At 67.9% G+C, this 21,677-nt stretch carries 17 protein-coding genes; 13 read left to right on the top strand and 4 right to left on the bottom strand.

Annotation, left to right across the window (positions count from 1 at the left end; all coding sequences use genetic code 11):
* The 13 genes from VF542_RS17790 to VF542_RS17730 form a co-directional block, all read left to right on the top strand.
* Positions 1–595: MlaE family ABC transporter permease (locus VF542_RS17790; protein ID WP_408653034.1), on the top strand; the 595-nt coding region annotated here is incomplete at its 5' end.
* 46 nt (positions 596–641) lie between these two features.
* Positions 642–1,487 (top strand): MlaE family ABC transporter permease, encoded by an 846-nt coding sequence (locus tag VF542_RS17785; RefSeq protein WP_408653033.1) that lies wholly within the window; start codon positions 642–644, stop codon positions 1,485–1,487.
* 4 nt (positions 1,488–1,491) lie between these two features.
* On the top strand, positions 1,492–2,811 hold the full coding sequence (locus tag VF542_RS17780) for an MCE family protein (RefSeq protein WP_408653032.1): 1,320 nt from the start codon (positions 1,492–1,494) through the stop codon (positions 2,809–2,811).
* Positions 2,812–2,858: 47 nt separating this feature from the next.
* A complete protein-coding gene (locus VF542_RS17775; RefSeq protein WP_408653031.1) occupies positions 2,859–3,017 on the top strand; it encodes a hypothetical protein in 159 nt (52 codons plus the stop codon).
* Positions 3,014–4,078, top strand: coding sequence for an MCE family protein (locus tag VF542_RS17770; RefSeq protein WP_408653030.1), 1,065 nt, complete (start codon positions 3,014–3,016; stop codon positions 4,076–4,078). Before VF542_RS17775 ends, VF542_RS17770 begins: the two co-directional genes overlap by 4 nt.
* Positions 4,078–5,112, top strand: coding sequence for an MCE family protein (locus tag VF542_RS17765; RefSeq protein ID WP_408653029.1), 1,035 nt, complete (start codon positions 4,078–4,080; stop codon positions 5,110–5,112). The genes VF542_RS17770 and VF542_RS17765 overlap by 1 nt, the downstream gene beginning before the upstream one ends.
* Complete coding sequence (locus VF542_RS17760; protein WP_408653036.1) at positions 5,112–6,302, top strand: MCE family protein; 1,191 nt, start codon at positions 5,112–5,114, stop codon at positions 6,300–6,302. The genes VF542_RS17765 and VF542_RS17760 overlap by 1 nt, the downstream gene beginning before the upstream one ends.
* 11 nt (positions 6,303–6,313) lie before the next feature.
* Positions 6,314–7,423 (top strand): MCE family protein, encoded by a 1,110-nt coding sequence (locus VF542_RS17755; protein ID WP_408653028.1) that lies wholly within the window; start codon positions 6,314–6,316, stop codon positions 7,421–7,423.
* 5 nt (positions 7,424–7,428) lie between these two features.
* Positions 7,429–8,709, top strand: coding sequence for an MCE family protein (locus VF542_RS17750; protein WP_408653027.1), 1,281 nt, complete (start codon positions 7,429–7,431; stop codon positions 8,707–8,709).
* A gap of 26 nt (positions 8,710–8,735) precedes the next feature.
* Complete coding sequence (locus tag VF542_RS17745) at positions 8,736–9,257, top strand: hypothetical protein (RefSeq protein WP_408653026.1); 522 nt, start codon at positions 8,736–8,738, stop codon at positions 9,255–9,257.
* Complete coding sequence (locus VF542_RS17740) at positions 9,254–10,240, top strand: hypothetical protein (RefSeq protein ID WP_408653025.1); 987 nt, start codon at positions 9,254–9,256, stop codon at positions 10,238–10,240. Before VF542_RS17745 ends, VF542_RS17740 begins: the two co-directional genes overlap by 4 nt.
* A 450-nt stretch (positions 10,241–10,690) precedes the next feature.
* Positions 10,691–14,104: a DNA-directed RNA polymerase subunit beta gene (locus tag VF542_RS17735; RefSeq protein WP_408653024.1), complete on the top strand. Its 3,414-nt coding sequence runs from the start codon at positions 10,691–10,693 to the stop codon at positions 14,102–14,104.
* A gap of 128 nt (positions 14,105–14,232) precedes the next feature.
* The gene (locus VF542_RS17730) at positions 14,233–18,132 is read left to right on the top strand and encodes a DNA-directed RNA polymerase subunit beta' (protein ID WP_408653023.1); all 3,900 of its coding nucleotides are present in this window, start codon (positions 14,233–14,235) and stop codon (positions 18,130–18,132) included.
* A 178-nt stretch (positions 18,133–18,310) separates the two neighbouring features.
* On the opposite strand, the gene VF542_RS17725 is transcribed toward VF542_RS17730, so the two are convergent.
* From VF542_RS17725 to VF542_RS17710, 4 genes are all read right to left on the bottom strand, one after another.
* Entirely contained in the window at positions 18,311–18,517 is a 207-nt protein-coding gene (locus tag VF542_RS17725; RefSeq protein ID WP_408653022.1) for a cold-shock protein, read from the bottom strand.
* 255 nt (positions 18,518–18,772) lie between these two features.
* Complete coding sequence (locus tag VF542_RS17720; RefSeq protein WP_408653021.1) at positions 18,773–19,762, bottom strand: zinc-dependent alcohol dehydrogenase family protein; 990 nt, start codon at positions 19,760–19,762, stop codon at positions 18,773–18,775.
* Between the two features lie 64 nt (positions 19,763–19,826).
* Positions 19,827–20,717 carry a carbohydrate ABC transporter permease gene (locus tag VF542_RS17715; protein WP_408653020.1) on the bottom strand — a complete coding sequence of 297 codons (891 nt, stop codon included), beginning with the start codon at positions 20,715–20,717 and terminating at the stop codon, positions 19,827–19,829.
* Positions 20,714–21,673 (bottom strand): carbohydrate ABC transporter permease, encoded by a 960-nt coding sequence (locus VF542_RS17710; protein ID WP_408653035.1) that lies wholly within the window; start codon positions 21,671–21,673, stop codon positions 20,714–20,716. The genes VF542_RS17715 and VF542_RS17710 overlap by 4 nt, the downstream gene beginning before the upstream one ends.
* Positions 21,674–21,677: the final 4 nt, after the last annotated feature.

Here is a 21,677-nt window from a genome sequence, read left to right as displayed (position 1 = left end):
CGTGATCGCCCTGCAGCTGGGCAGCCTGACCCGGCAGCTGGGCGCCCAGTCCTTCACCGGCGCCGCGTCGGTGCTGGCCGTCATCAGGGAGGCCAGCCCGATCGTCTGTGCGCTGCTGATCGCGGGCGCCGGTGGCTCGGCGATCTGCGCCGACCTCGGCAGCCGCAAGATCCGCGACGAGATCGATGCCATGGAGGTACTGGGCATCTCACCGGTCCAGCGGCTGGTGGTGCCCCGGGTGCTGGCCTGCATGCTGGTGGCCGCCGCCCTCAATGGCCTGGTCAGCGTGGTCGGCGTGGCCGGCGGTTACTTCTTCAACGTGGTGCTCCAAGGTGGTACCCCAGGCGCCTACCTGGCCAGCTTCTCGGCACTGGCTCAGCTTCCCGACCTGTATGCCGGTGAGCTGAAGGCGGTGATCTTCGGGCTGATCGCCGCCGTGGTGGCCTCCCACAAGGGCTTGAACGCAGGCGGTGGCCCGAAGGGCGTGGGCGACGCGGTGAACCAGTCCGTGGTCATCACCTTCCTGATGCTGTTCTTCGTCAACTTCGTGATGACGGCCGTGTACTTCCAGGTCGTCCCGCCGAAGGGGTCCTGACCTGTGAGTGAGCATCGCAGCGAGGGACGAGCGAGGAGCGCAGCGAATGGCTAGCGGCAACGCATTGGGTTCGGTGAAACGGGCGGCGCTCATGCCGGTCGGTGCCCTGGACGACCTCGGCGAGCAGTTGCTGTTCTACGTCAAGGCGCTGGCCTGGACGCCGCGGACCATCCGGCGTTACAAGAAGGAAGTGCTACGGCTGCTGGCCGAAGTCACCTTCGGCAGCGGCGCCCTGGCGGTCATCGGCGGCACGGTCGGGGTGATCGCCTTCATGTCGTTCTTCACCGGCACCGAGGTCGGCCTGCAGGGCTATGCCGCACTCAACCAGCTCGGGGCCGGCCCCTTCACCGGCTTCGTCTCCGCCTACTTCAACACCCGCGAGATCGCCCCGCTGGTCGCGGGCCTCGCGCTGTCGGCCACCGTCGGGTGCGGGTTCACCGCCCAGCTGGGCGCGATGCGGATCTCGGAGGAGATCGACGCCCTGGAAGTGATGGCGGTCCCGTCCCTGCCGTTCCTGGTGACCACCCGGCTGATCGCCGGCTTCATCGCGGTGATCCCGCTGTACGTGATCGGCCTGCTGTGCTCCTACCTCTCGTCCCGGACGATCGCCACGGTGTACTACGGCCAGTCCACCGGCACCTATGACCACTACTTCCGGCTGTTCCTGCCGCCCATCGACGTGCTGTGGTCCTTCTTCAAGGTGCTGGTGTTCGCGATCGTGATCGTGATGACGCACTGCTACTACGGCTACACCGCGAAGGGCGGGCCGGCCGGCGTCGGCGTAGCGGTCGGCCGCGCGGTCCGGACCGCCATCGTGGCCGTCAACGTCATCGACTTCTTCCTGTCGCTGGCCATCTGGGGTGCCACCACCACGGTGAGGATCGCGGGATGATCCGATGAGCCAGGGGACCGGTGCGCGAAAGTTGAAGACCAGGCTGGCCGGCCTGGTGTTCCTGACCGTGCTGGCGGGGCTGGTGAGCCTGTCGATCGCCGCCTATCAACAGGTCTTCACCAAGGCCACCATGGTGACCCTGGACACCGACCACACCGGCGCCCAGCTGCAGCTGCAGTCCGACGTCAAGCTGCGCGGCATCGTGGTAGGCACCGTGCGGGATATCTCGACCTACAACGTGCCTGCCCGCGACGGCCGGCAGCCCGAGACCCGGGCCCGGCTCCGGATGGCCCTTAACCCGTCGAGGGCCAAGCTGATCCCGGTGGGCGCGAGCGCGCTGTTGCTCCCCAAGACCCTTTTCGGCGAGCGGTACGTGGCACTGCAGGTGCCCAACGGCCTGCAGGGCGCCAAGGCCCGCCCGGTCCGCTCGGGAGACACCATCTCCGCCGGCCGGGACGCCATCGAGGTGGAGCGGGTGCTCGATGACCTGTACCCGGTGCTGCTGGCGCTGCATCCCCAAGACCTGAAGGCGATGCTGACCGCGCTGGCCACCGCGCTGCAGGGCCGCGGCAAGCAGTTGGGGGACAACCTGGCCGCCTTCAACCGCTACCTGCTCGCCTTCAACCCCAAGGTGCCGACGCTGGTCGACGACCTGGACAAGCTGGGCCAGGTGGCTTCGCTCTACGACGACGCCGCGCCCGACCTGCTGGCCAGCCTGAACAACCTGCAGACCACCAACCAGACGATCACCCGCCGGCCGCAGGCGTTGGACCAGTTGCTGACCGCGGCCACCTCGACGTCGAACGAGATCGACAGCTTCCTCAACGCCGACGGGAACTACCTCATCGAGCTGGCGGCGTCCTCGTCGAAGATCCTGCGGGTGCTGGCCGACTTCTCACCCGAGTACCCCTGCCTGGCTCAGGGCCTGGCCGGCCTGGAGCCCCGGCTGGAGGACACCTTCGGCGGCAAGCAGCCCGGCCTGCACATCACGCTGGAGTTCGTCAACTCCCGTGGCAAGTACGTGCCCGGTAACGAGCCGCGGCAGGTCGGCGGCACGGCGCAGTGCTACGGCCTGCCGCATCCGGCACAGCCGTTCCCGGGTATCAACTTTCCCGACGGCGCGCCTCCGGTGGGACCGACCGGTCCGCTGCCCAGCGCCGACCGGGCCGCCTACCACGCCAGCGGCGTCGGTTCGGTGGCTGAGACCAAGCTGATCTCGGCACTGCTGTCGGGCAGCTACGGCGACGACCCGGCCAAGGTGCCGGCGCTGGCCACCCTGCTCGCCGGACCGCTGCTGCGCGGCAGCGAGGTGGGCCTCGGATGATGACCGAGCGAGCATCGCAGGCGCCTTGGCGCCGAGGAGCGGAGCGAGTGGCCGATGAGCGCTCGCGCGAAGAGCTGATGATCGAGCGAGCATCGCAGGCGCCTTGGCGCCGAGGAGCGGAGCGAGTGGCCGATGAGCGCTCGCGCGAAGAGCTGATGATCCAGCGAGCATCGCAGGCGCCGATCAGCCTGCGAGTGATCACATGAGGGGGCTGCTGGCGCCGCTGCTCAAGCTGATCGCCTTCCTGGTGGTCACCGCGATGGCGACCTATGTCCTGGCGGCCACCATCACCAATGCCGGCTACGGCAAGGCGAGCAGCTACTACGGGCTGTTCCACGACGCGACCGGCCTGCTGGTGGGCGACGACGTCCGGGTCTCGGGCGTGCGGGTCGGCTCGATCCAGGGCATCAAGCTGGTACGCGAGCCGCACGCGCCGGACCCGGCAACCGCTCCGTTCGTGGCCCAGGTCAAGTTCAGCGTCTCGGTGGACCGGCCGCTGTCGAATTGGGTGCGGGCCAAGCTGCGCTTCCGCAATCTGGTGGGCCAGCGCTACCTCGCCCTGGAGCAGGGCAGCCAGATCCCCGGGGTGCCCGACGCGCAGCTGAAGCCCAAGGCCGTCATCCCGCTCAGCCAGACCCAGGACGCCCTGGACCTGAGCACCCTGTTCGCCGGCTTCAAGCCGCTGTTCACCGGGCTCAACCCCGATGAGATCAACAGCCTGTCGATGGAGATCATCCAGACCCTGCAGGGTGAAGGCGGCACGGTCGACAACCTGATGCGCCAGACCGCGGAGCTGACCTCGGCGGTCGCCGACAAGGACAAGGTCATCGGCGACCTGGTGGACAACCTCTCCTCGGTGCTGGACACCCTCGGCCGGCGGGACCAGAAGCTGTCCGACCTCATCGTGCAGTTGCAGCGGTGGGTGTCGGGCCTGGCCGCTGACCGTGCCGTGATCGGCGAGTCGATCACCGGCATCAACAACCTGACCTCGGCGACCGCCGGCCTGCTGGACAAGTCCCGCCCGCAGCTCAAGCAGGACGTCGAGGACCTGACCGGGCTCGCCCAGACCCTCAACGCCGGCGGCGGCATCATCGACGGCGTCCTGCAGCGGTTGCCGAACAAGCTCGCGACCATGACCAGGACGGCCACCTACGGCTCGTGGTTCAACTTCTACATGTGCACGATGGAGGGCACCGTGACGCTGCCTGGCGGTATTCCGGTGACACCGGGACTGCCGACGCCGTTCCGCCCGGCGAGGTGTGGCTGATGGCTGCGCTGTTGAGGACCAAGGCGCTGAAGAAGGCGCCGCGGGGGCGCTCGTTCGCCTCCCGCAACCCGGCCACCATCGGTGCGATCGGCCTGGTCGTGATCGGCATGCTGCTGTGGGCCGCCTTCAACGCCGCCAAGCTGCCGATCATCGGCGGCGGCACCCCGTACTCGGCGGTCTTCTCCGAGGCCTCCGGCCTGGTGCCCGAGGACGAGGTCCGGATCGCCGGGGTCAAGGTCGGCAAGGTCACCGGGGTGTCGCTCAACGGCCCGTCGGCACACACCGTCAAGGTGTCGTTCCGGGTCAAGAACGCCTTCATCGGCGACCGGACGGAAGCGATCATCAAGATCAAGACGGTGCTCGGGCGCAAGTACCTGGAGCTGGACTCCCAGGGTGCCGGCAGGCAGGACCCCTCGAAGGAGATCCCGCTTGCCAGGACCCTGACCCCCTACGACATCTATCCGGTCTTCTCGGACCTGACCAAGACCGTCGGCGCGATCGACACCAAGGCCCTGGGCCAGTCGCTGGAAACCATCGCCCAGACCTTCAAGGACACCCCCGCCTCGGTTCGCACGACGCTGGACGGGCTGTCCCGGCTGTCCAACACCATCTCATCGCGGGACCAGGCGCTGCGCACCCTGCTGGCCAGGGCGAACGCGGTGACCGGGGTGCTGGCCGACCGGGACGGCGAGATCGCCAAGCTGCTCACCGACGGCAACCTGCTGCTGACCGAGCTGAACGCCCGGCGGGAGGCGATCCGGACCCTGTTCCTGAACACCTCGGCGCTGTCGCTGCAGATCTCGGGGCTGGTCAGCGACAACACCAAGACCCTCAAGCCGGCGCTGGACCAGCTGAAAGGGGTGCTGGACATCCTGGAGAAGAACCTGGACAACATCGACCGCGGCCTGGCGTTGCTCGCACCGTTCTACCGGGTGTTCGCCAACACCCTGGGCAACGGACGGTGGTTCGACACCTACATCCAGAACCTCTCAGCGGGCGGCTTGCTGGGACTGACGACCGGGATCGGGCAGTGATGGCCGCGCACGCGATGCCCAGGCGGGTCTCCCAGCTCATCGTGCTGGCGATCCTGGCCGCCGTGGTGCTGGCCGGGGTGGTGTTCATGCTGCTGCCCGGCCCGACCAAGACGGTGCAGGCCCGCTTCGAACGGGCCGTCGGCCTCTACACCGGCTCCGACGTCCGGTTGCACGGGATCAAGATCGGCTCGATCGCCAAGGTCACTCCGGACGGCGACGGGGTCCTGGTCCGGATGGAGTACGACAAGAAGATCAAGCTGCCGGCCTATCCCGACGACGCCAAGGTGGTGCGCGCGGCGATCATCCCGCCGTCGCTGGTGTCCGACCGCTACGTGCAACTGGCCGACTTCGACTCCTGCACCACCGGTTGCCCGGTGCTGGCCGGCGGCGCCGCCATTCCGATGAACCAGACCGCGGCCCCGGTCGAGCTCGACGACATCTACGCGGCGCTGGACAAGCTCAACGTCGCGCTCGGCCCGAAGGGCGCGAACTCGGCCTCCTCGAGCGCCAAGGGCCCGCTGGCCGATCTCATCGACGTCGGGGCGGCCAACCTCGACGGCAACGGGGCGGCGCTGGGCAACACCGTGGAGAACCTGTCCAAGGCCGTCCGGACGCTGGCCGAGGGCCGGCAGGACCTGTTCGGGACCGTGAAGAACCTGCAGGTCTTCACCGACGCCCTGGTCGCCAACGACGCCCAGGTGCGCAAGTTCAACGCCCAGCTGGACCAGGTGACCTCGGCGCTGGCCGAGGAGCGGGGTTCCCTCGCCGCGGCCCTGAAGAACCTGACCGCCGCGCTGCGCGACATCGCCGGCTTCATCCAGGCCAACGGAAACAGCATTCACGCCGACGTGGTCGGGCTCAAGGACGCCGTCGGCGTGCTGAACAAGCAGAAAGCGGCCCTGAACGAGGCGCTGGCGGTCGCGCCGGGGGCGCTGGAGAACCTCAACCACAGCTATGACGCCGCATCCGGGACCCTGGGCACCCGGGACAACCTCGGCGGCCCCCAGAACCCGCTGGACCCCGCGGTGATCTGCGCGGCCCTGAGCGCCACCAAGAACCTGCCGGCCAGCGGCACCATCGCCGACACCTGCGCCGCGATCGCCAAGGTGATCGGCGGGTTGCCGGTGATCGGCGGGTTGCCCGGCCCGGAGAACCCGCCGATCGGCCTGCCTCCGTTGGGCGGCCCGTGATGGCGCGGCCGATGAGCCCGGCCGGCCGGCTGGCGCGGTCGGTGGCAGTGGCCTCGGTTGCCGCGCTGGCGCTGTCGGGCTGCGGCTTCCACGGCCTGTACTCCGCTCCGCTGCCCGGTGGGGCGGACCTGGGCAGCCATCCGTACCGGGTGCTGGTCGACTTCGACGACGTGCTGGACCTGGTGCCGCAGTCCTCGGTCAAGGTCAACGACGTGACCGTCGGCAAGGTGGAGTCGGTCAAACTGGTCGGCTGGCAGGCTCAGGCGCAGGTGGTGGTCAACGGTGACGTGACGCTGCCTGCCAACGCCCATGCCCAGGTCCGCCAGACCTCGCTGCTGGGTGAGAAGTTCGTGTCGCTGTCCTACCCGCCGGCCGGTGAGGTCAGCGACCCGGTGTCGCTGGCCCAGGCACCGCACTCGGGATACGCCTACCCGCACATCGGCATCGGCCGGACCGGTTCCACCCCCGAACTCGAGGCGGTGCTCGGCGCGCTGTCGCTGCTGCTCAACGGCGGCGGGCTGGAACAGATCAAGACCATCACCCACGAGCTCAACCAGACGCTGAGCGGGCACGCCGGCGACATCCGGAGCCTGCTGTCGCAGGCCAGCATCCTGACGACCAGCCTGAACACCCAGAAGGCGCGCATCCTGCGCGCCATCGACAGCGTCGACGCCCTCGCCCAGAGGCTGAACAGCCAGAGGCAGGTGCTCGCAGGTGCCCTGGACACCATGCCGCGGGCGGTCAAGATCCTGGCCGACGAGAAGAATCAGTTCGTCACCCTGCTGCGCAGCCTGGACAAGCTCAGCACGGTGGCGGTCCGGGTGATCAACGCGTCCCAGGACAATTTCGTCTCGGCGCTGCAGAGCCTGGACCCGGTCATGACGCAGCTGACGACGGCGGGGGAGGCGCTGCCCAAGTCGCTGGAGCTGCTGGCCACCTACCCGTTCCCGCGCACCGCGGTCAACGGCGTCAAGGGCGACTACACCAACCTCTTCCTGACCGCGGACCTGGATCTGACGCACCTGCTGGACAACCTGCTCAAGCCGCCTGCGATCCCTTCGCCGGCACTGGGGCAGGCGCAGGGTTCCAGCGCGGCACGGCTTCCCGGTTTGGGTGGGTGAGCGCGGTGATCAGACGATCCACCAAGATCCAGTTGCTGATGTTCGTCGTGCTCTCCCTGGTCGGCATCAGCTATGTCGGCTTCAGCTACGTCGGGCTCGGCTCGACCCTGTTCGGCCCCACCGGCTGCACGGTGAGCGCCAACTTCCCCGACTCCGGCGGCATCTTCACCGACGCCGAGGTCACCTACCGGGGCGTCACGGTCGGCAGGGTCGGGCAGTTGCACCTGCTCGACTACTCCGGCGCCGACGGCCGGCAGATCCGCGGCGTCCGGGTGGACCTGAACCTCAAGAGCTGCTCCAAGCCCGCGATCCCGGCCGACGCCCAGGCCTACGTCTCGGACCGCTCGGCCGTCGGCGAGCAGTACGTCAATCTCGAGCCGACCGGCACCGAGGGGCCGTACCTGAGGGACGGGGCGGTGCTGAGCAAGGCCGGCCAGGTCCCGATCGCAACCCAGGTGCTGTTGCAGAATCTCGATGACCTGGTGTCCAACATCGATTCGGCCAAGCTCAACGTCCTGATCAGTGAACTCGGCACCGCCTTCGGCGGTAGGGGGCCGGATCTGCAGGCGCTGCTGGATTCGGGAGACCAGCTGCTGGCCAGCGCCCAGCGGGCGTTGCCCGAGACGCTGAAGCTGATCGACAACGGCCAGACGGTGCTCAAGACCCAGCTGGACTCGGGTTCTGCCATCAAGGGCTGGGCGCACAACCTCAACCTGCTGACCGCGCAGCTCAAGGCCAGTGACCGCGACCTGAACGCGCTGCTCAGCGACGGTCCCGGCGAACTGGACACCGTGCGCCAGTTCCTGGCGAGCAACCGGTCCGATCTGGACCTGCTGCTGGCCAACCTCACCTCGGTCAACCAGATCATGGTCTCGCACCTGGACGGCATCAAGACCCTCCTGGTGGTCTACCCGGCGGTCGTGGCAGGTGGTTACACCGTCTCCCCTGGCGACGGAACGGCGCACTTCGGGCTCATCATGAATGTCGATGACCCGCCGTCCTGCCGGGCCGGCTACGGCGGCACCACGATCCGCAAGCCGAGCGAGACCGGGCCCACCACCGTCAACACCGGGGCGCGGTGCACGCTGCCCCGCGGTTCGGTGTCCAGCGTGCGCGGGGCGCAGAACGCGCCGGGTGGCGACCCGGTGAGCACCGGTGGCGGGGGTACCGTCTTCCCACGGGCGGTGGCGCAGCCGGCCACCGTCCAACTCGGCGGTTCGATGGCGGGGGCCGGACTGCTGGCAGACAATTCCTGGCTGCCGTTGCTCACCGGGGGCCTGCGCTGAGCGGTGCACTGATCGAGGAGTCGGTGATGAGCCAACCTGCGGGTGCTGGACTGCCGCGCGCCATGCTGCTGTGGCTCAGCGTGCTCGCAGCCGGCCTGCTGGTCGTCGCGGGAGTGCTGGCAGCCCTGCGGCTGACCCAGCACCGCAACGGTGCCAGCGGCCTGAGCTCGTCGGAGCAGGCGGCCGTCAACGCCGCGCGGCAGGAGACGATCAATCTGCAGACCTACCGCCGCGCGAGCTTCGACGCGGACTTCGCCACCGCGCTGGCAGGCCTGACGCCGGCCAAGGCCACCCAGTGGCAGGCCAACAAGGCGACGCTGAAGAGCAAGCTCACCCAGCTCAAGCAGGACGCCGGCGCCACGGTCTCCGGCGCCGGCCTGGTCAGCTTCGACGGCAAGTCAGCCGTGGTGATGGTGGCCTCGGACACCCTGCGGGTGGACGCCGCGGGCAAGTCCAGCACCGCCGCTCAGAACAGATCCCAGGTGACCATGAGGCTGATCAACGGGAAGTGGCTGATGGACGACCTGCAGTCGGTGTCGGTGTCATGACCGAGCGGCCCGGCCAGGACACGGCCACCGACGACCTCTCCGACTCCGGCGATGCTGCCGCCGACGCTGCCGACCGGCCCGCCCGTGCCGACCGGCCCACCCGTGCCGACCAGACCGCCCGTGCCGACCAGCCCGCCAGTGCCGTCATCGAGGGCGGGGCGGCGCCGATGCCGGGCCGGCCAGCCGCCCGGCCCTCACCGACCTCGCGGGCCCGCCGCACCGCGGCCGCCGCGCCGGACGGGCTCCGCCGGCCCTCGCCGCGCCCCGGGCCGGCCGCCGCGCCCGCACCGGCCGGCACTCCAACGGCCGGCAGTGCAACGGCGGGGCCGGTCACCGCGAGCCCGCCAGAGGCGCCCACAGCTCCCATCGACGGCACCGGCAAGGCCGGCGAGGGTACCGCCGAGAAGGCCGCCGACCACACCGCCGATGGACCCGACGGTCTGGACGGGCGGCCGGCGGACCTGGTCAGCCTTGAGCCGTCGGCGGCCGGGGCCGGTCGGTTGGTGCCGGCCTGGCTGGTCGCGGCGCTGGCAGTCGTGGTGCTGGCGCTGGCGGGCCTGGACGGCTGGCTGCTGACCTCCCAGCCGGGCTCGGGCTCACGAGCCGAGCGCGAGCAGGCCCTGTCCACCGCCAAGTCGGCGGTGCCCCTGATCCTGTCCTACAACTACCAGCGCTTCGACGCCGATGTCGCCGCGGCCAAGGCCCGGCTGACCGGCCGCGCCGTCGATGACTACCTGAAGGCCATGACGAAGACGATCAAGCCGACGGCGACCAAGGTCCACGCGGTGGTACAGGCCCAGACCGACGGCGCCGGCGTGGAAGCGGTGTCGGGCAACGGCAGCCAGGTCACGGTGGTGGTCTTCGGTGAGCAGAAGGTAACCAACACCTCGCTCACGGCACCCCGGATCGACCTGTTCCGGGTCCGGGTGACCCTCGACCGGGTCCAGGGGCAGTGGCTGGTGTCCAAGTTCGACCAGATCTAGCCCGCGCCTGGGCGGTCTGACCGGCGCCGGCGCGCGGCGGTTACTCACGGTGCTTGACGTGCGGCTTCTGGCGGGGCACCCTGTCTGTGCACTGCATGAAAGCCCGCAGGGCCATTGACTACATGAACAACCGGCTGGAATCCTTGCCGCAAAGGGCGCTCGGGCTGCTCGTTCCCGACCGCAGCAGTGCCACCTAAAAAGGTGGCCTGGACAGCTGTGCCGTTCTCGGCTAGACTGCTAATTTGCGCTGCCCTCAAACAACCGTTGGCCCGTACAGGGTCTACTTCCTGCTGTCTGAGACGGAACGGAAAAGCACTGGTATCACCCGGGCGGGCGCACAGATCAGAAGCTGCACTACTGCGGTAGCACCCAGGAGCGCAGCGGTGGACCAAGTCCTCGGAAGGACGCATCTTGGCAGTCTCTCGCCCCGGTAAGTCCGAATCAGAAGGCATGATCGGGGGAATCCCCGGATCCCCCGTTCGTACCTCATTCGCCAAGATCAGGGAACCGCTCGAGGTTCCCAATCTGCTGGCTCTGCAAACGGAATCCTTCGACTGGCTGATCGGCAACGCCGCCTGGAAAGAGCGGCAGGCTCGCGAGGCGAGCTCCTCAGGCCTCGTCGCACTGTCCGGACTCGAAGAAATTCTCGGTGAGATCTCACCGATCGAAGACTTCTCCGGCTCCATGTCGCTGTCCTTCTCCTCGCCCCGGTTCGAGGACGTCAAGGCCTCCATCGAGGAGTGCAAGGACAAGGACATGACCTACGCCGCCCCGCTGTTCGTCACCGCGGAGTTCACCAACAACACCACCGGCGAGATCAAGAGCCAGACGGTGTTCATGGGCGACTTCCCGATGATGACCCGCAAGGGCACCTTCGTCATCAACGGCACCGAGCGGGTCGTCGTCTCTCAGCTGGTCCGCTCGCCGGGCATCTATTTCGACCGCAATTTGGACAAGACCTCCGATGTGGACGTCTTCTCGGTCAAGGTCATCCCCAGCCGGGGTGCCTGGCTTGAGTTCGACATCGACAAGCGGGCCACCGTCGGCGTCCGGATCGACCGCAAGCGCCGGCAGCCGGTCACCGTGCTGCTCAAGGCCCTCGGCTGGAGCTCGGACCGGATCCGCGAGCACTTCGCGTGGTCGGAGACGCTGCTGGCCACCCTGGAGAAGGACCACATCCCCGGCCAGGACGAGGCGCTGCTCGACATCTACCGCAAGCTGCGGCCGGGCGAGCCCCCGACCAAGGAGTCGGCGCAGGCGCTGCTGGAGAACCTGTTCTTCAACCCCAAGCGTTACGACCTGGCCAAGGTGGGCCGCTACAAGGCCAACAAGAAGCTCGAGGTCAGCACCGACATCAACCACGGCAACCTGACCGAAGAAGACATCGTCAAGACCATCGAGTACCTGGTCCGGCTGCACGCCGGCGAGGACGGCTACGAGGTCGATGACATCGATCACTTCGGCAACCGCCGGCTGCGCACCGTCGGCGAGCTGATCCAGAACCAGATCCGGGTCGGGCTGTCCCGGATGGAGCGGGTGGTCCGCGAGCGGATGACCACCCAGGACGTCGAGGCGATCACGCCGCAGACCCTGATCAACATCCGCCCGGTGGTGGCCTCGATCAAGGAGTTCTTCGGAACCTCGCAGCTGTCGCAGTTCATGGACCAGACCAACCCGCTGGCCGGCCTGACCCACAAGCGCCGGCTGTCCGCCCTGGGCCCCGGGGGTCTGTCCCGCGACCGGGCCGGCATGGAGGTCCGCGACGTCCACCCGTCGCACTACGGCCGGATGTGCCCGATCGAGACCCCTGAGGGCCCGAACATCGGCCTGATCGGCTCGCTGGCCTCCTACGGACGGGTGAACGCCTTCGGCTTCGTCGAGACGCCGTACCGCAAGGTCGAGAACGGCACCGTCACCGACCAGATCGCCTACCTCACCGCGGACGAGGAGGACCGGGTCACCATCGCCCAGGCCAACGCGCTGGTCAATGCCCAGGGCCAGTTCACCGAGGGCAAGGTGCTGTGCCGCAAGAAGGGTGGCGAGGTCGAGCTGCTCGAGCCCGACGAGGTCGACTACATGGACGTCTCGCCGCGCCAGATGGTGTCGGTGGCGACCGCGATGATCCCGTTCCTGGAGCACGACGACGCCAACCGGGCACTGATGGGCGCCAACATGCAGCGCCAGGCGGTTCCGCTGCTGCGCTCGGAGGCGCCGCTGGTCGGTACCGGCATGGAGCTGCGTGCCGCGGTGGACGCGGCTGACGTCGTGGTGGCCGACAAGGCCGGTGTGGTCGAGGAGCTCTCCGCCGACTACATCACCGTGATGGCCGACGACGGCACCCGCAACACCTACCGGCTGTCGAAGTTCGCCAGGTCCAACCAGGGCACCAGCTTCAACCAGAAGCCGATCGTCAAGGAAGGTGACCGCGTCGAGGTGGGCCAGGTGGTGGCCGACGGCCCGTCCACCGACAACGGCGAGATGGCGCTCGGCAAGAACCTGCTGGTGGCGTTCATGCCCTGGGAGGGTCACAACTACGAGGACGCGATCATCCTCAACCAGCGGATCGTGCAGGACGACGTCCTCACCTCGATCCACATCGAGGAGCACGAGGTCGACGCCCGCGACACCAAGCTCGGTGCCGAAGAGATCACCCGGGACATCCCCAACGTCTCCGACGAGGTGCTGGCCGACCTCGACGAGCGCGGCATCATCCGGATCGGTGCCGACGTGGTGACCGGCGACGTGCTGGTCGGCAAGGTCACTCCCAAGGGTGAGACCGAGCTGACCCCGGAGGAGCGACTGCTCCGCGCCATCTTCGGTGAGAAGGCGCGCGAGGTCCGCGACACCTCGATGAAGGTCCCGCACGGCGAGGCCGGCAAGGTCATCGGCGTCCGGGTGTTCTCCCGCGAGGACGGCGACGAGCTGCCGCCGGGCGTCAACGAGCTGGTCCGGGTCTACATCGCCCAGAAGCGCAAGATCCAGGACGGTGACAAGCTGGCCGGCCGGCACGGGAACAAGGGCGTCATCGCCAAGATCCTGCCGCCGGAGGACATGCCGTTCCTCAAGGACGGGACGCCGGTCGACATCGTGCTCAACCCGCTGGGCGTGCCCGGCCGGATGAACATCGGCCAGGTCCTGGAGACCCACCTCGGTTGGGTCGCCAAGACCGGCTGGCAGGTCGAGGGCGACCCCGAGTGGGCGGCCCGGCTGCCCGAGCCCGCCCGGGTGGGTACCCCTGGCAGCAACGTGGCGACGCCGGTGTTCGACGGCGCCCGTGAGGAGGAGATCACCGGCCTGCTCGATTCGACGCTGCGGACCCGCGACGGCGATCAGCTCATCGGCCGGACCGGCAAGGCGCAGCTGATCGACGGCCGCTCCGGCGAGCCGTTCCCGGAGCCGATCTCGGTGGGCTACGTCTACATCCTGAAGCTGCTGCACCTGGTCGACGACAAGATCCACGCCCGCTCGACCGGCCCGTACTCGATGATCACCCAGCAGCCGCTGGGCGGTAAGGCGCAGTTCGGTGGCCAGCGCTTCGGTGAGATGGAGTGCTGGGCGATGCAGGCCTACGGCGCCGCCTACGCGCTGCAGGAGCTGCTCACCATCAAGTCCGACGACATCCTCGGCCGGGTGAAGGTGTACGAGGCGATCGTCAAGGGCGAGAACATCCCGGAGCCGGGAATTCCCGAGTCGTTCAAGGTGCTGCTGAAGGAACTGCAGTCGCTGTGCCTGAACGTCGAGGTGCTCTCCAGTGACGGGGTCGCCGTCGAGATGCGCGACACCGACGACGACGTCTTCCGGGCCGCCGAAGAACTCGGCATCGACCTGTCCCGGCGCGAGCCGTCCTCTGTGGAAGAGGTCTAGGTCTTGATCACGTCAGAGTCGGTCTAGTCCGGCAAGCACAACTCAACCCACTCATTTCTTTTGGGGTCCCCGGGAAGTGTTCCAGCGCTAGCGAGAACACTTTCCGGGGTGAATAGAAGGTAGGAACCTTGCTCGACGTCAACGTTTTCGACGAGCTGCGTATCGGCCTGGCCACCGCTGACGACATCCGTCAGTGGTCACACGGCGAGGTCAAGAAGCCTGAAACCATCAACTACCGGACTCTCAAGCCTGAGAAGGACGGTCTGTTCTGCGAGAAGATCTTCGGCCCCACCCGGGACTGGGAGTGCTACTGCGGCAAGTACAAGCGCGTGCGCTTCAAGGGCATCATCTGCGAGCGCTGCGGTGTCGAGGTCACCCGTGCCAAGGTGCGCCGCGAGCGGATGGGCCACATCGAGCTCGCCGCGCCGGTCACCCACATCTGGTACTTCAAGGGCGTGCCGTCCCGGCTGGGCTACCTGCTCGACCTGGCCCCCAAGGACCTCGAGAAGATCATCTACTTCGCCGCCTACCTGATCACCAAGGTCGACACCGAGACCCGGCATCGTGACCTGCCGACCCTCGAGGCCGAGATCAGCGCGGAGAAGTCCACCCTGGAGAAGCGCCGGGATGCCGACATCGACGCCCGGGCCAAGAAGCTCGAAGCCGACCTGGCCGAGCTGGAGGCCGAGGGCGCCAAGAGCGACGTCCGGCGCAAGGTCCGCGAGGGTGGCGAGCGCGAGATGCGCCAGCTGCGCGACCGCGCCCAGCGTGAGATCGACCGCCTCGACGAGGTGATGGACACCTTCCGCAAGCTCGACGTCAAGCAGCTGATCTCCGACGAGATGCTCTACCGCGAACTGCGCGACCGGTTCGGCGAGTACTTCGAGGGCGGCATGGGCGCTGAGTCCCTGCAGACCCTGATCGCCGGCTTCGACCTCGAGGCCGAGGCCGAGTCGCTGCGCGAGACGATCCGCTCGGGCAAGGGCCAGAAGAAGATCCGGGCGCTCAAGCGGCTGCGGGTGGTGGCCTCCTTCCTCAACACCACCAACTCCCCGCAGGGCATGGTGCTCGACTGCGTTCCGGTGATCCCGCCGGACCTGCGCCCGATGGTCCAGCTCGACGGTGGCCGGTTCGCCACGTCCGACCTCAACGACCTGTACCGCCGGGTGATCAACCGCAACAACCGGCTCAAGCGACTGATCGACCTCGGCGCGCCCGAGATCATCGTCAACAACGAGAAGCGGATGCTGCAGGAGTCTGTCGACGCGCTGTTCGACAACGGCCGCCGCGGACGCCCGGTCACCGGGCCCGGCAACCGGCCGCTGAAGTCGCTGTCGGACCTGCTCAAGGGCAAGCAGGGCCGGTTCCGGCAGAACCTGCTCGGCAAGCGCGTCGACTACTCCGGCCGTTCGGTCATCGTGGTCGGTCCGCAGCTCAAGCTGCACCAGTGCGGCCTGCCCAAGCAGATGGCGCTGGAGCTGTTCAAGCCCTTCGTGATGAAGCGGCTGGTGGACCTCAGCCACGCCCAGAACATCAAGTCCGCCAAGCGAATGGTGGAGCGGGCCCGTCCGGTCGTCTGGGACGTGCTGGAAGAGGTCATCCGCGAGCACCCGGTGCTGCTCAACCGGGCGCCGACCCTGCACCGCCTCGGCATCCAGGCCTTCGAGCCACAGCTGGTCGAGGGCAAGGCCATCCAGATCCATCCGCTGGTCTGCACCGCGTTCAACGCCGACTTCGACGGTGACCAGATGGCGGTGCACCTGCCGCTGTCGGCCGAAGCCCAGGCCGAGGCCCGGGTGCTGATGCTGTCGACGAACAACATCCTCAAGCCCGCCGACGGCCGTCCGGTGACCATGCCGACCCAGGACATGATCCTGGGCCTGTACCACCTGACCACCATCCGGCCCAACCAGGAGGGCGCCGGCCGGGCGTACTCCTCACCGGCCGAGGGCGTGATGGCCCGCGACGCCAAGGCACTGGGCCTGCAGGCGCCGGTCAAGATCCGGCTGCAGGGCATCACCAGTGTCGACAACGGCAGCGCCGAGCCGTGGGTGGCACCGGAGGACTGGCAGCCGGGCGAGCCGCTGCTGGTGGAGACCACCCTGGGGCGGACCCTCTTCAACGACACGCTGCCGGCGGACTACCGGTTCGTGAACTACGAGGTCACCAAGAAGGAACTGGGCCAGATCGTCAACGACCTGGCCGAGCGGTACCCCAAGGTTGCGGTCGCGCACGCACTGGACAACCTCAAGGCCGCCGGTTTCCACTGGGCGACCCGATCCGGCATCACCATCGCGATCGACGACGTGGTCACCCCGCCGAAGAAGGCGGAGATCCTGGAGCGGTACGAGAAGGACGCCGAGAAGATCGAGAAGCAGTACCGGCGTGGTGTCATCACCGTCGACGAGCGCCGTCAGGAGCTGGTCGAGGTCTGGACCAAGGCGACCGGCGAGGTCTCCAAGGAGATGGAAGCCAACTTCCCCAAGACCAACCCGGTGTACATCATGGTCAACTCCGGTGCTCGCGGAAACATGATGCAGATGCGTCAGATCGCGGCCATGCGTGGTCTGGTGGCCAACCCCAAGGGTGAGATCATCCCGCGTCCGATCAAGGCCAACTTCCGTGAGGGCCTGTCGGTGCTGGAGTACTTCATCTCCACCCACGGTGCCCGCAAGGGTCTGGCCGACACCGCGCTGCGGACCGCCGACTCCGGCTACCTGACCCGTCGCCTGGTCGACGTCTCGCAGGACGTCATCATCCGTGAGGACGACTGCGGCACCGAGCGTGGCGTCAAGCTCGCCATCGCGGCCAGCGGCGCCGACGGCCGGCTGGTCAGGGACAGCCACGTCGAGACCAGCGTCTACGCCCGGGTACTGGCCGAGGACGTCGAGGTGGACGGCGTCGTCGTCGCCGCCGCGGGTTCGGACCTCGGTGACGTGCTGATCGAGGAGCTGGTGACCCGCGGCGTGTCCGAGGTCCGGGTGCGCAGCGTGCTGACGTGCGAGTCGGCACTGGGAACCTGCGCCAGCTGCTACGGCCGTTCGCTGGCCACCGGCAAGCTGGTGGACGTCGGCGAGGCGGTCGGCATCATCGCCGCCCAGTCGATCGGTGAGCCGGGTACCCAGCTGACCATGCGTACCTTCCACACCGGTGGCATCGCCGGCGACGACATCACCCACGGCCTGCCCCGGGTCGCCGAGCTGTTCGAGGCCCGGGTGCCCAAGGGTGTCGCGCCGATCAGCGAGGCAACCGGCCGGGTCCGCCTGGACGAGGTCGAAGGCACCGGCAAGGGTTCCGGTCGCAAGATCGTCGTCACTCCCGACGACGGCACCGACGAGATCGAGTACCCGATCCTGCGCCGTGCCCGGCTGCTGGTCGGTGACGGCGACCGGGTCGAGGTGGGCCAGCAGCTGGTCGCCGGTGCGGTGAACCCGCACGACGTGCTGCGGATCATGGGCCCGCGTGAGGTGCAGCTGCACCTGGTGCGCGAGGTCCAGGAGGTCTATCGCAGCCAGGGTGTGGCCATCCACGACAAGCACATCGAGGTGATCATCCGGCAGATGCTCAAGCGCATCACGGTGATCGACTCCGGTGCCACCGAGTTCCTGCCGGGTTCGCTGGTCGAGCGGGCCAAGTTCGAGGCCGAGAACCGGCGAGTGGTTGCCGAAGGCGGCGAGCCGGCTGCGGGGCGTCCGGTCCTGATGGGAATCACCAAGGCCTCGCTGGCCACCGAGTCGTGGTTGTCGGCGGCCTCCTTCCAGGAGACCACCCGGGTGCTCACCGACGCGGCGATCTCGGCGAAGAGCGACTCGCTGGTGGGCCTGAAGGAGAACGTGATCATCGGCAAGCTGATCCCGGCGGGTACCGGCATCGCCAAGTACCGCAACGTCGAGGTCAACCCGACCGAGGAGGCCCGCGCCGCGGCGTTCTCGATGGCCGGCTACGACGAGAGCGACTACTACGGCTTCGGCCAGGGCGGCGGCCAGGCCGTTGCACTCGATGACTTCGGGTACAACGACTTCCGCTGACCCCAGCATCGACCGCGGGCCGGTACCCCTAGACGGGGGTTACCGGCCCGCGGCCGTGTGGTACCGAGATCACGTGCCGCGCGATCAGGGCGTGACCGAGCGAGCCACAACAGCTGAGCCACGACAGCAAAAAGGGCCGCACCCATCGGGGTGCGGCCCTTTTTCGAGGGCTCAGACCTTAGATCGGGCGGACGTTCTCCGCCTGCGGGCCCTTCTGGCCCTGGGTGGTCTCGAACTCGACGCGCTGGTTCTCGTCCAGGCTCCGGTAGCCATCAGTGGCGATCGCCGAGTAGTGAACGAACACGTCGGGGAGGTTGTCGCCGTCCGGAGCGATGAAGCCGAAGCCCTTTTCGCTGTTGAACCATTTGACGGTTCCCTGTGCCATGTGTCTTTCTCCTTGCTGAATGCGGTTCGAAGGCCACACCGCGTGGCCTCCGGGTTGTCGTCTTGTATTACCCCGCCGTCAGCTGAGAAGACAAAACGCCCGCTGCGAGTACCCGCGGGCGTTCGAAGAAACGATCGTGGAAAACTGCAACTGCAACCACCGAAACCGTAGCACGAATGAGCTAGGCCCGTGTGCACGTCCCCCACAGCGGTGGACGGGGGCAGCGCGGGGCGGTTTCGCTCCGTGCGGCACCGGTTACGGAACGACCTGGATCTTGCGACCCACGCCGGCCGCGAACCGCTCCAGAGCGAGCCCGTAGTCGGCCAGCGGCAGCCGGTCGGAGATGAACACGGCCGGATCGATGACCCCGTCGGCGAACAGTGCGGCCGCCCGTTCATAGGAGTGCAGCACCGCCATCGAGCCGGTGATGGTGATCTCCTGGTTGTAGATCTTGTAGGGCTCGATGGTGGCCCGGGCGGCGTAGTCCGACACCCCGAACTGCAGGAAGGTGCCACCCTTGCCGACCCGTTCCAGGCCGTCCTGGATCGCCTTGGCGTTGCCGGTGGCATCGACGACCAGATCCCAGCCGCGCGGCCGGTCGAACTCGTCCGCCGCGGCGGCGGCACCCGAGACGCCCAGCAGCCGGGCGGTCTCCAGGCGCTCGGGGTTCAGATCGACCATGTCCACCGAGGCGGCACCCACTCGTTTGGCCAGCTGCAGCATCATCAGCCCCATCGTTCCGGAGCCGTAGATCAGGACGGTGTTGGCCAACTGGGACTTCAGCACGTCATAGCCGCGCACCGCACACGACAGCGGCTCGATCAGCGCCGCGTCGGCGAGGTCGACGGAATCGGGCAACGGGACGCAGTTGGCCATCGGCGCCACGGCGTACTCGGCGGCGCCGCCCGGGTGCGACACCCCGATCGCGCCCCAGTTCTCGCAGAGGTTGTTCCTGCCGCGCCGGCAGTAGTAGCACTCGAAGCAGTACAGCGACGGGTCGACCGCGACCCGGTCACCGACCTTCAGCCCGGTGACCTCTGGGCCGGTCGCGGCGATGGTCCCGGCGAACTCGTGACCCGGCACGATCGGCAGCGTCGGTGCGAACTCGCCCTGCAGGATGTGCAGGTCGGTGCCACAGATGCCGCAGCCGGCGACCTCGACCACCACCTGCCGGGGGCCGGGGGTGGGGTCGGGAACCTCGGTGACCTCGGACGTTCCGACACCGGTGATGACGGCGGCCTTCATCTGGTAGCCCTTCTGAAGTAGCGACGAGCTGGGTCGACGAGCGGGGGTCGACGAGCTGCGGTGCCTACTTGACCGCGCCCAGCGACAGGCCCTGGACGAGCTTGTCCTGAGCGGCGAAGCCGGCCACCAGCACCGGCAGCGAGATGATGGTGGCCGCGGCGCAGACCTTGGCCAGGAACAGCCCCTGGCTGGTGATGAATCCGGTCAGGAACACCGGGGAGGTCTGTGCCACCACCGCTGTCAGCACCTTGGAGAACAGCAGCTCGTTCCAGCTGAAGATGAAACAGATCAGCGAGGTGGCCGCGATCCCGGGCATCGCCACCGGCGCGATGATCTTGGTCATGATGGTGGGCAGCCGGGCGCCGTCGATCGCGGCCGCCTCCAGCATGGCGACCGGGACCTCGGCCAGGAACGAGCGCATCATCCAGACCGCGATGGGCAGGTTCATGCTGGCGTAGATGATCACCAGCAACCAGACGTTGTCGAGGATGTGGGCGTTCTTGGCGATCAGGTAGATCGGCAGCAGGCCCGCGACCGCCGGCATCATCTTGGTGGACAGGAAGAAGAACATCACGTCCGTCCACTTCTTGACCGGCCGGATCGACAGCGCGTAGGCCGCCGGGATGGCCAGCAGCAGCACCAGCACGGTCGAGCAGATGCTCGCGATCGCCGAGTTGGCCAGCGAGGGCCACGGGCTCTGGCCGCCGCCGAAGAAGTCCCGGTAGCCGGTGAGGGTCAGCGGTGCCGTGAACTTCGGCGGGTTGCTGGCGGCGTCGGACTCGTTGTGGAAGGACAGGAACACCATCCACAGCGCCGGGGAGACGAACAGCAGACCGACGATCCAGGCGATCAGGCCCAGCGGACCGCGCTTCCTGGCCTTCTTGTTCAGTGGCGGCGCGGTGGCCGCGCTGCTCGGGCTCCGGCGCGGCGGAGCGCTGACGGCTTGGGTACTCATCGGGCTTCCTCCTGGAACAGCGACGACACCACGCGCAGCGCGAAGGTCGCGATGATGATCGAGCCGATCACCACCAGAACACCGGCCGCCGACGCCTGGCCGTAGTCGTGGGCGGTGAAGAAGATGTTGTAGATGCTGTACGGCAGGTTGGCTGTTCCCTGACCGCCCGAGGTGATGGTGAAGACCGCATCGAAGTTCTGGACGACGTAGATGGAACCGAGCAGGCCACCGAGTTCCAGGTACTGGCGCAGGTGCGGCAGGGTCAGGTACTTGAACTGTTGCCAGGACGTGGCTCCGTCCATGTTGGCCGCCTCGATGGCGTCAGCCGGGCGGCTCTGCAGCCCGGCCAGCAGGATCAGCATCATGAACGGCGTCCACTGCCAGATCAGTGACATCTCCACCGACAGCCTCGGGTGCTCGGTGACCCAGTCCGGCTGCGGCGGGTTGTCAGAGCCGAAGATCTTCCAGATCACCGTCAGCATGCCGTTGAAGATGCCGTAGACGGGGTTGAGCAAGGCGTGCTTCCACAGCAGCGCCGCGGCGATCGGCACCACCAGGAACGGCGCGATGAGCATGGTCCGGACGGCGCCGCGGCCGCGGAACGGCCGGTCCAGCAGCAGGGCCAGCAACAGTCCCAGGAACAGGCTCACCAGCACGACCGTGACGGTCAGGATCACCGTGAACAGGATCGAGGTCCGGAAGTCCGGGTCGCTGAGCACGGTGGCGTAGTTGGAGAAGCCGGTGAAGCTCTTGCCGAGGTCCGGCCGCAGTGCGTTCCACTGGATGAACGAGATCACCAGCGTGGCCACGAACGGGAGCTGGGTGATGATGAACATGAAGATCAGCGCCGGCATCAGGGGCGCCCGGCGGGCCCAGGCGGCAGCGTTGCGGGCCCCGCCGGGCGCCGGGGTGTCCACCGCCGCGGCGGTGGCTGGAGGTGTGTCGAGGGCGGTCATCACT

The organism is Jatrophihabitans sp. (assembly GCF_036389215.1).
Lineage (GTDB): Bacteria > Actinomycetota > Actinomycetes > Mycobacteriales > Jatrophihabitantaceae > Jatrophihabitans_A.
Note: the sequence above shows the minus strand (reverse complement) of the source record. Positions and strands in the feature narration are given on the sequence as shown.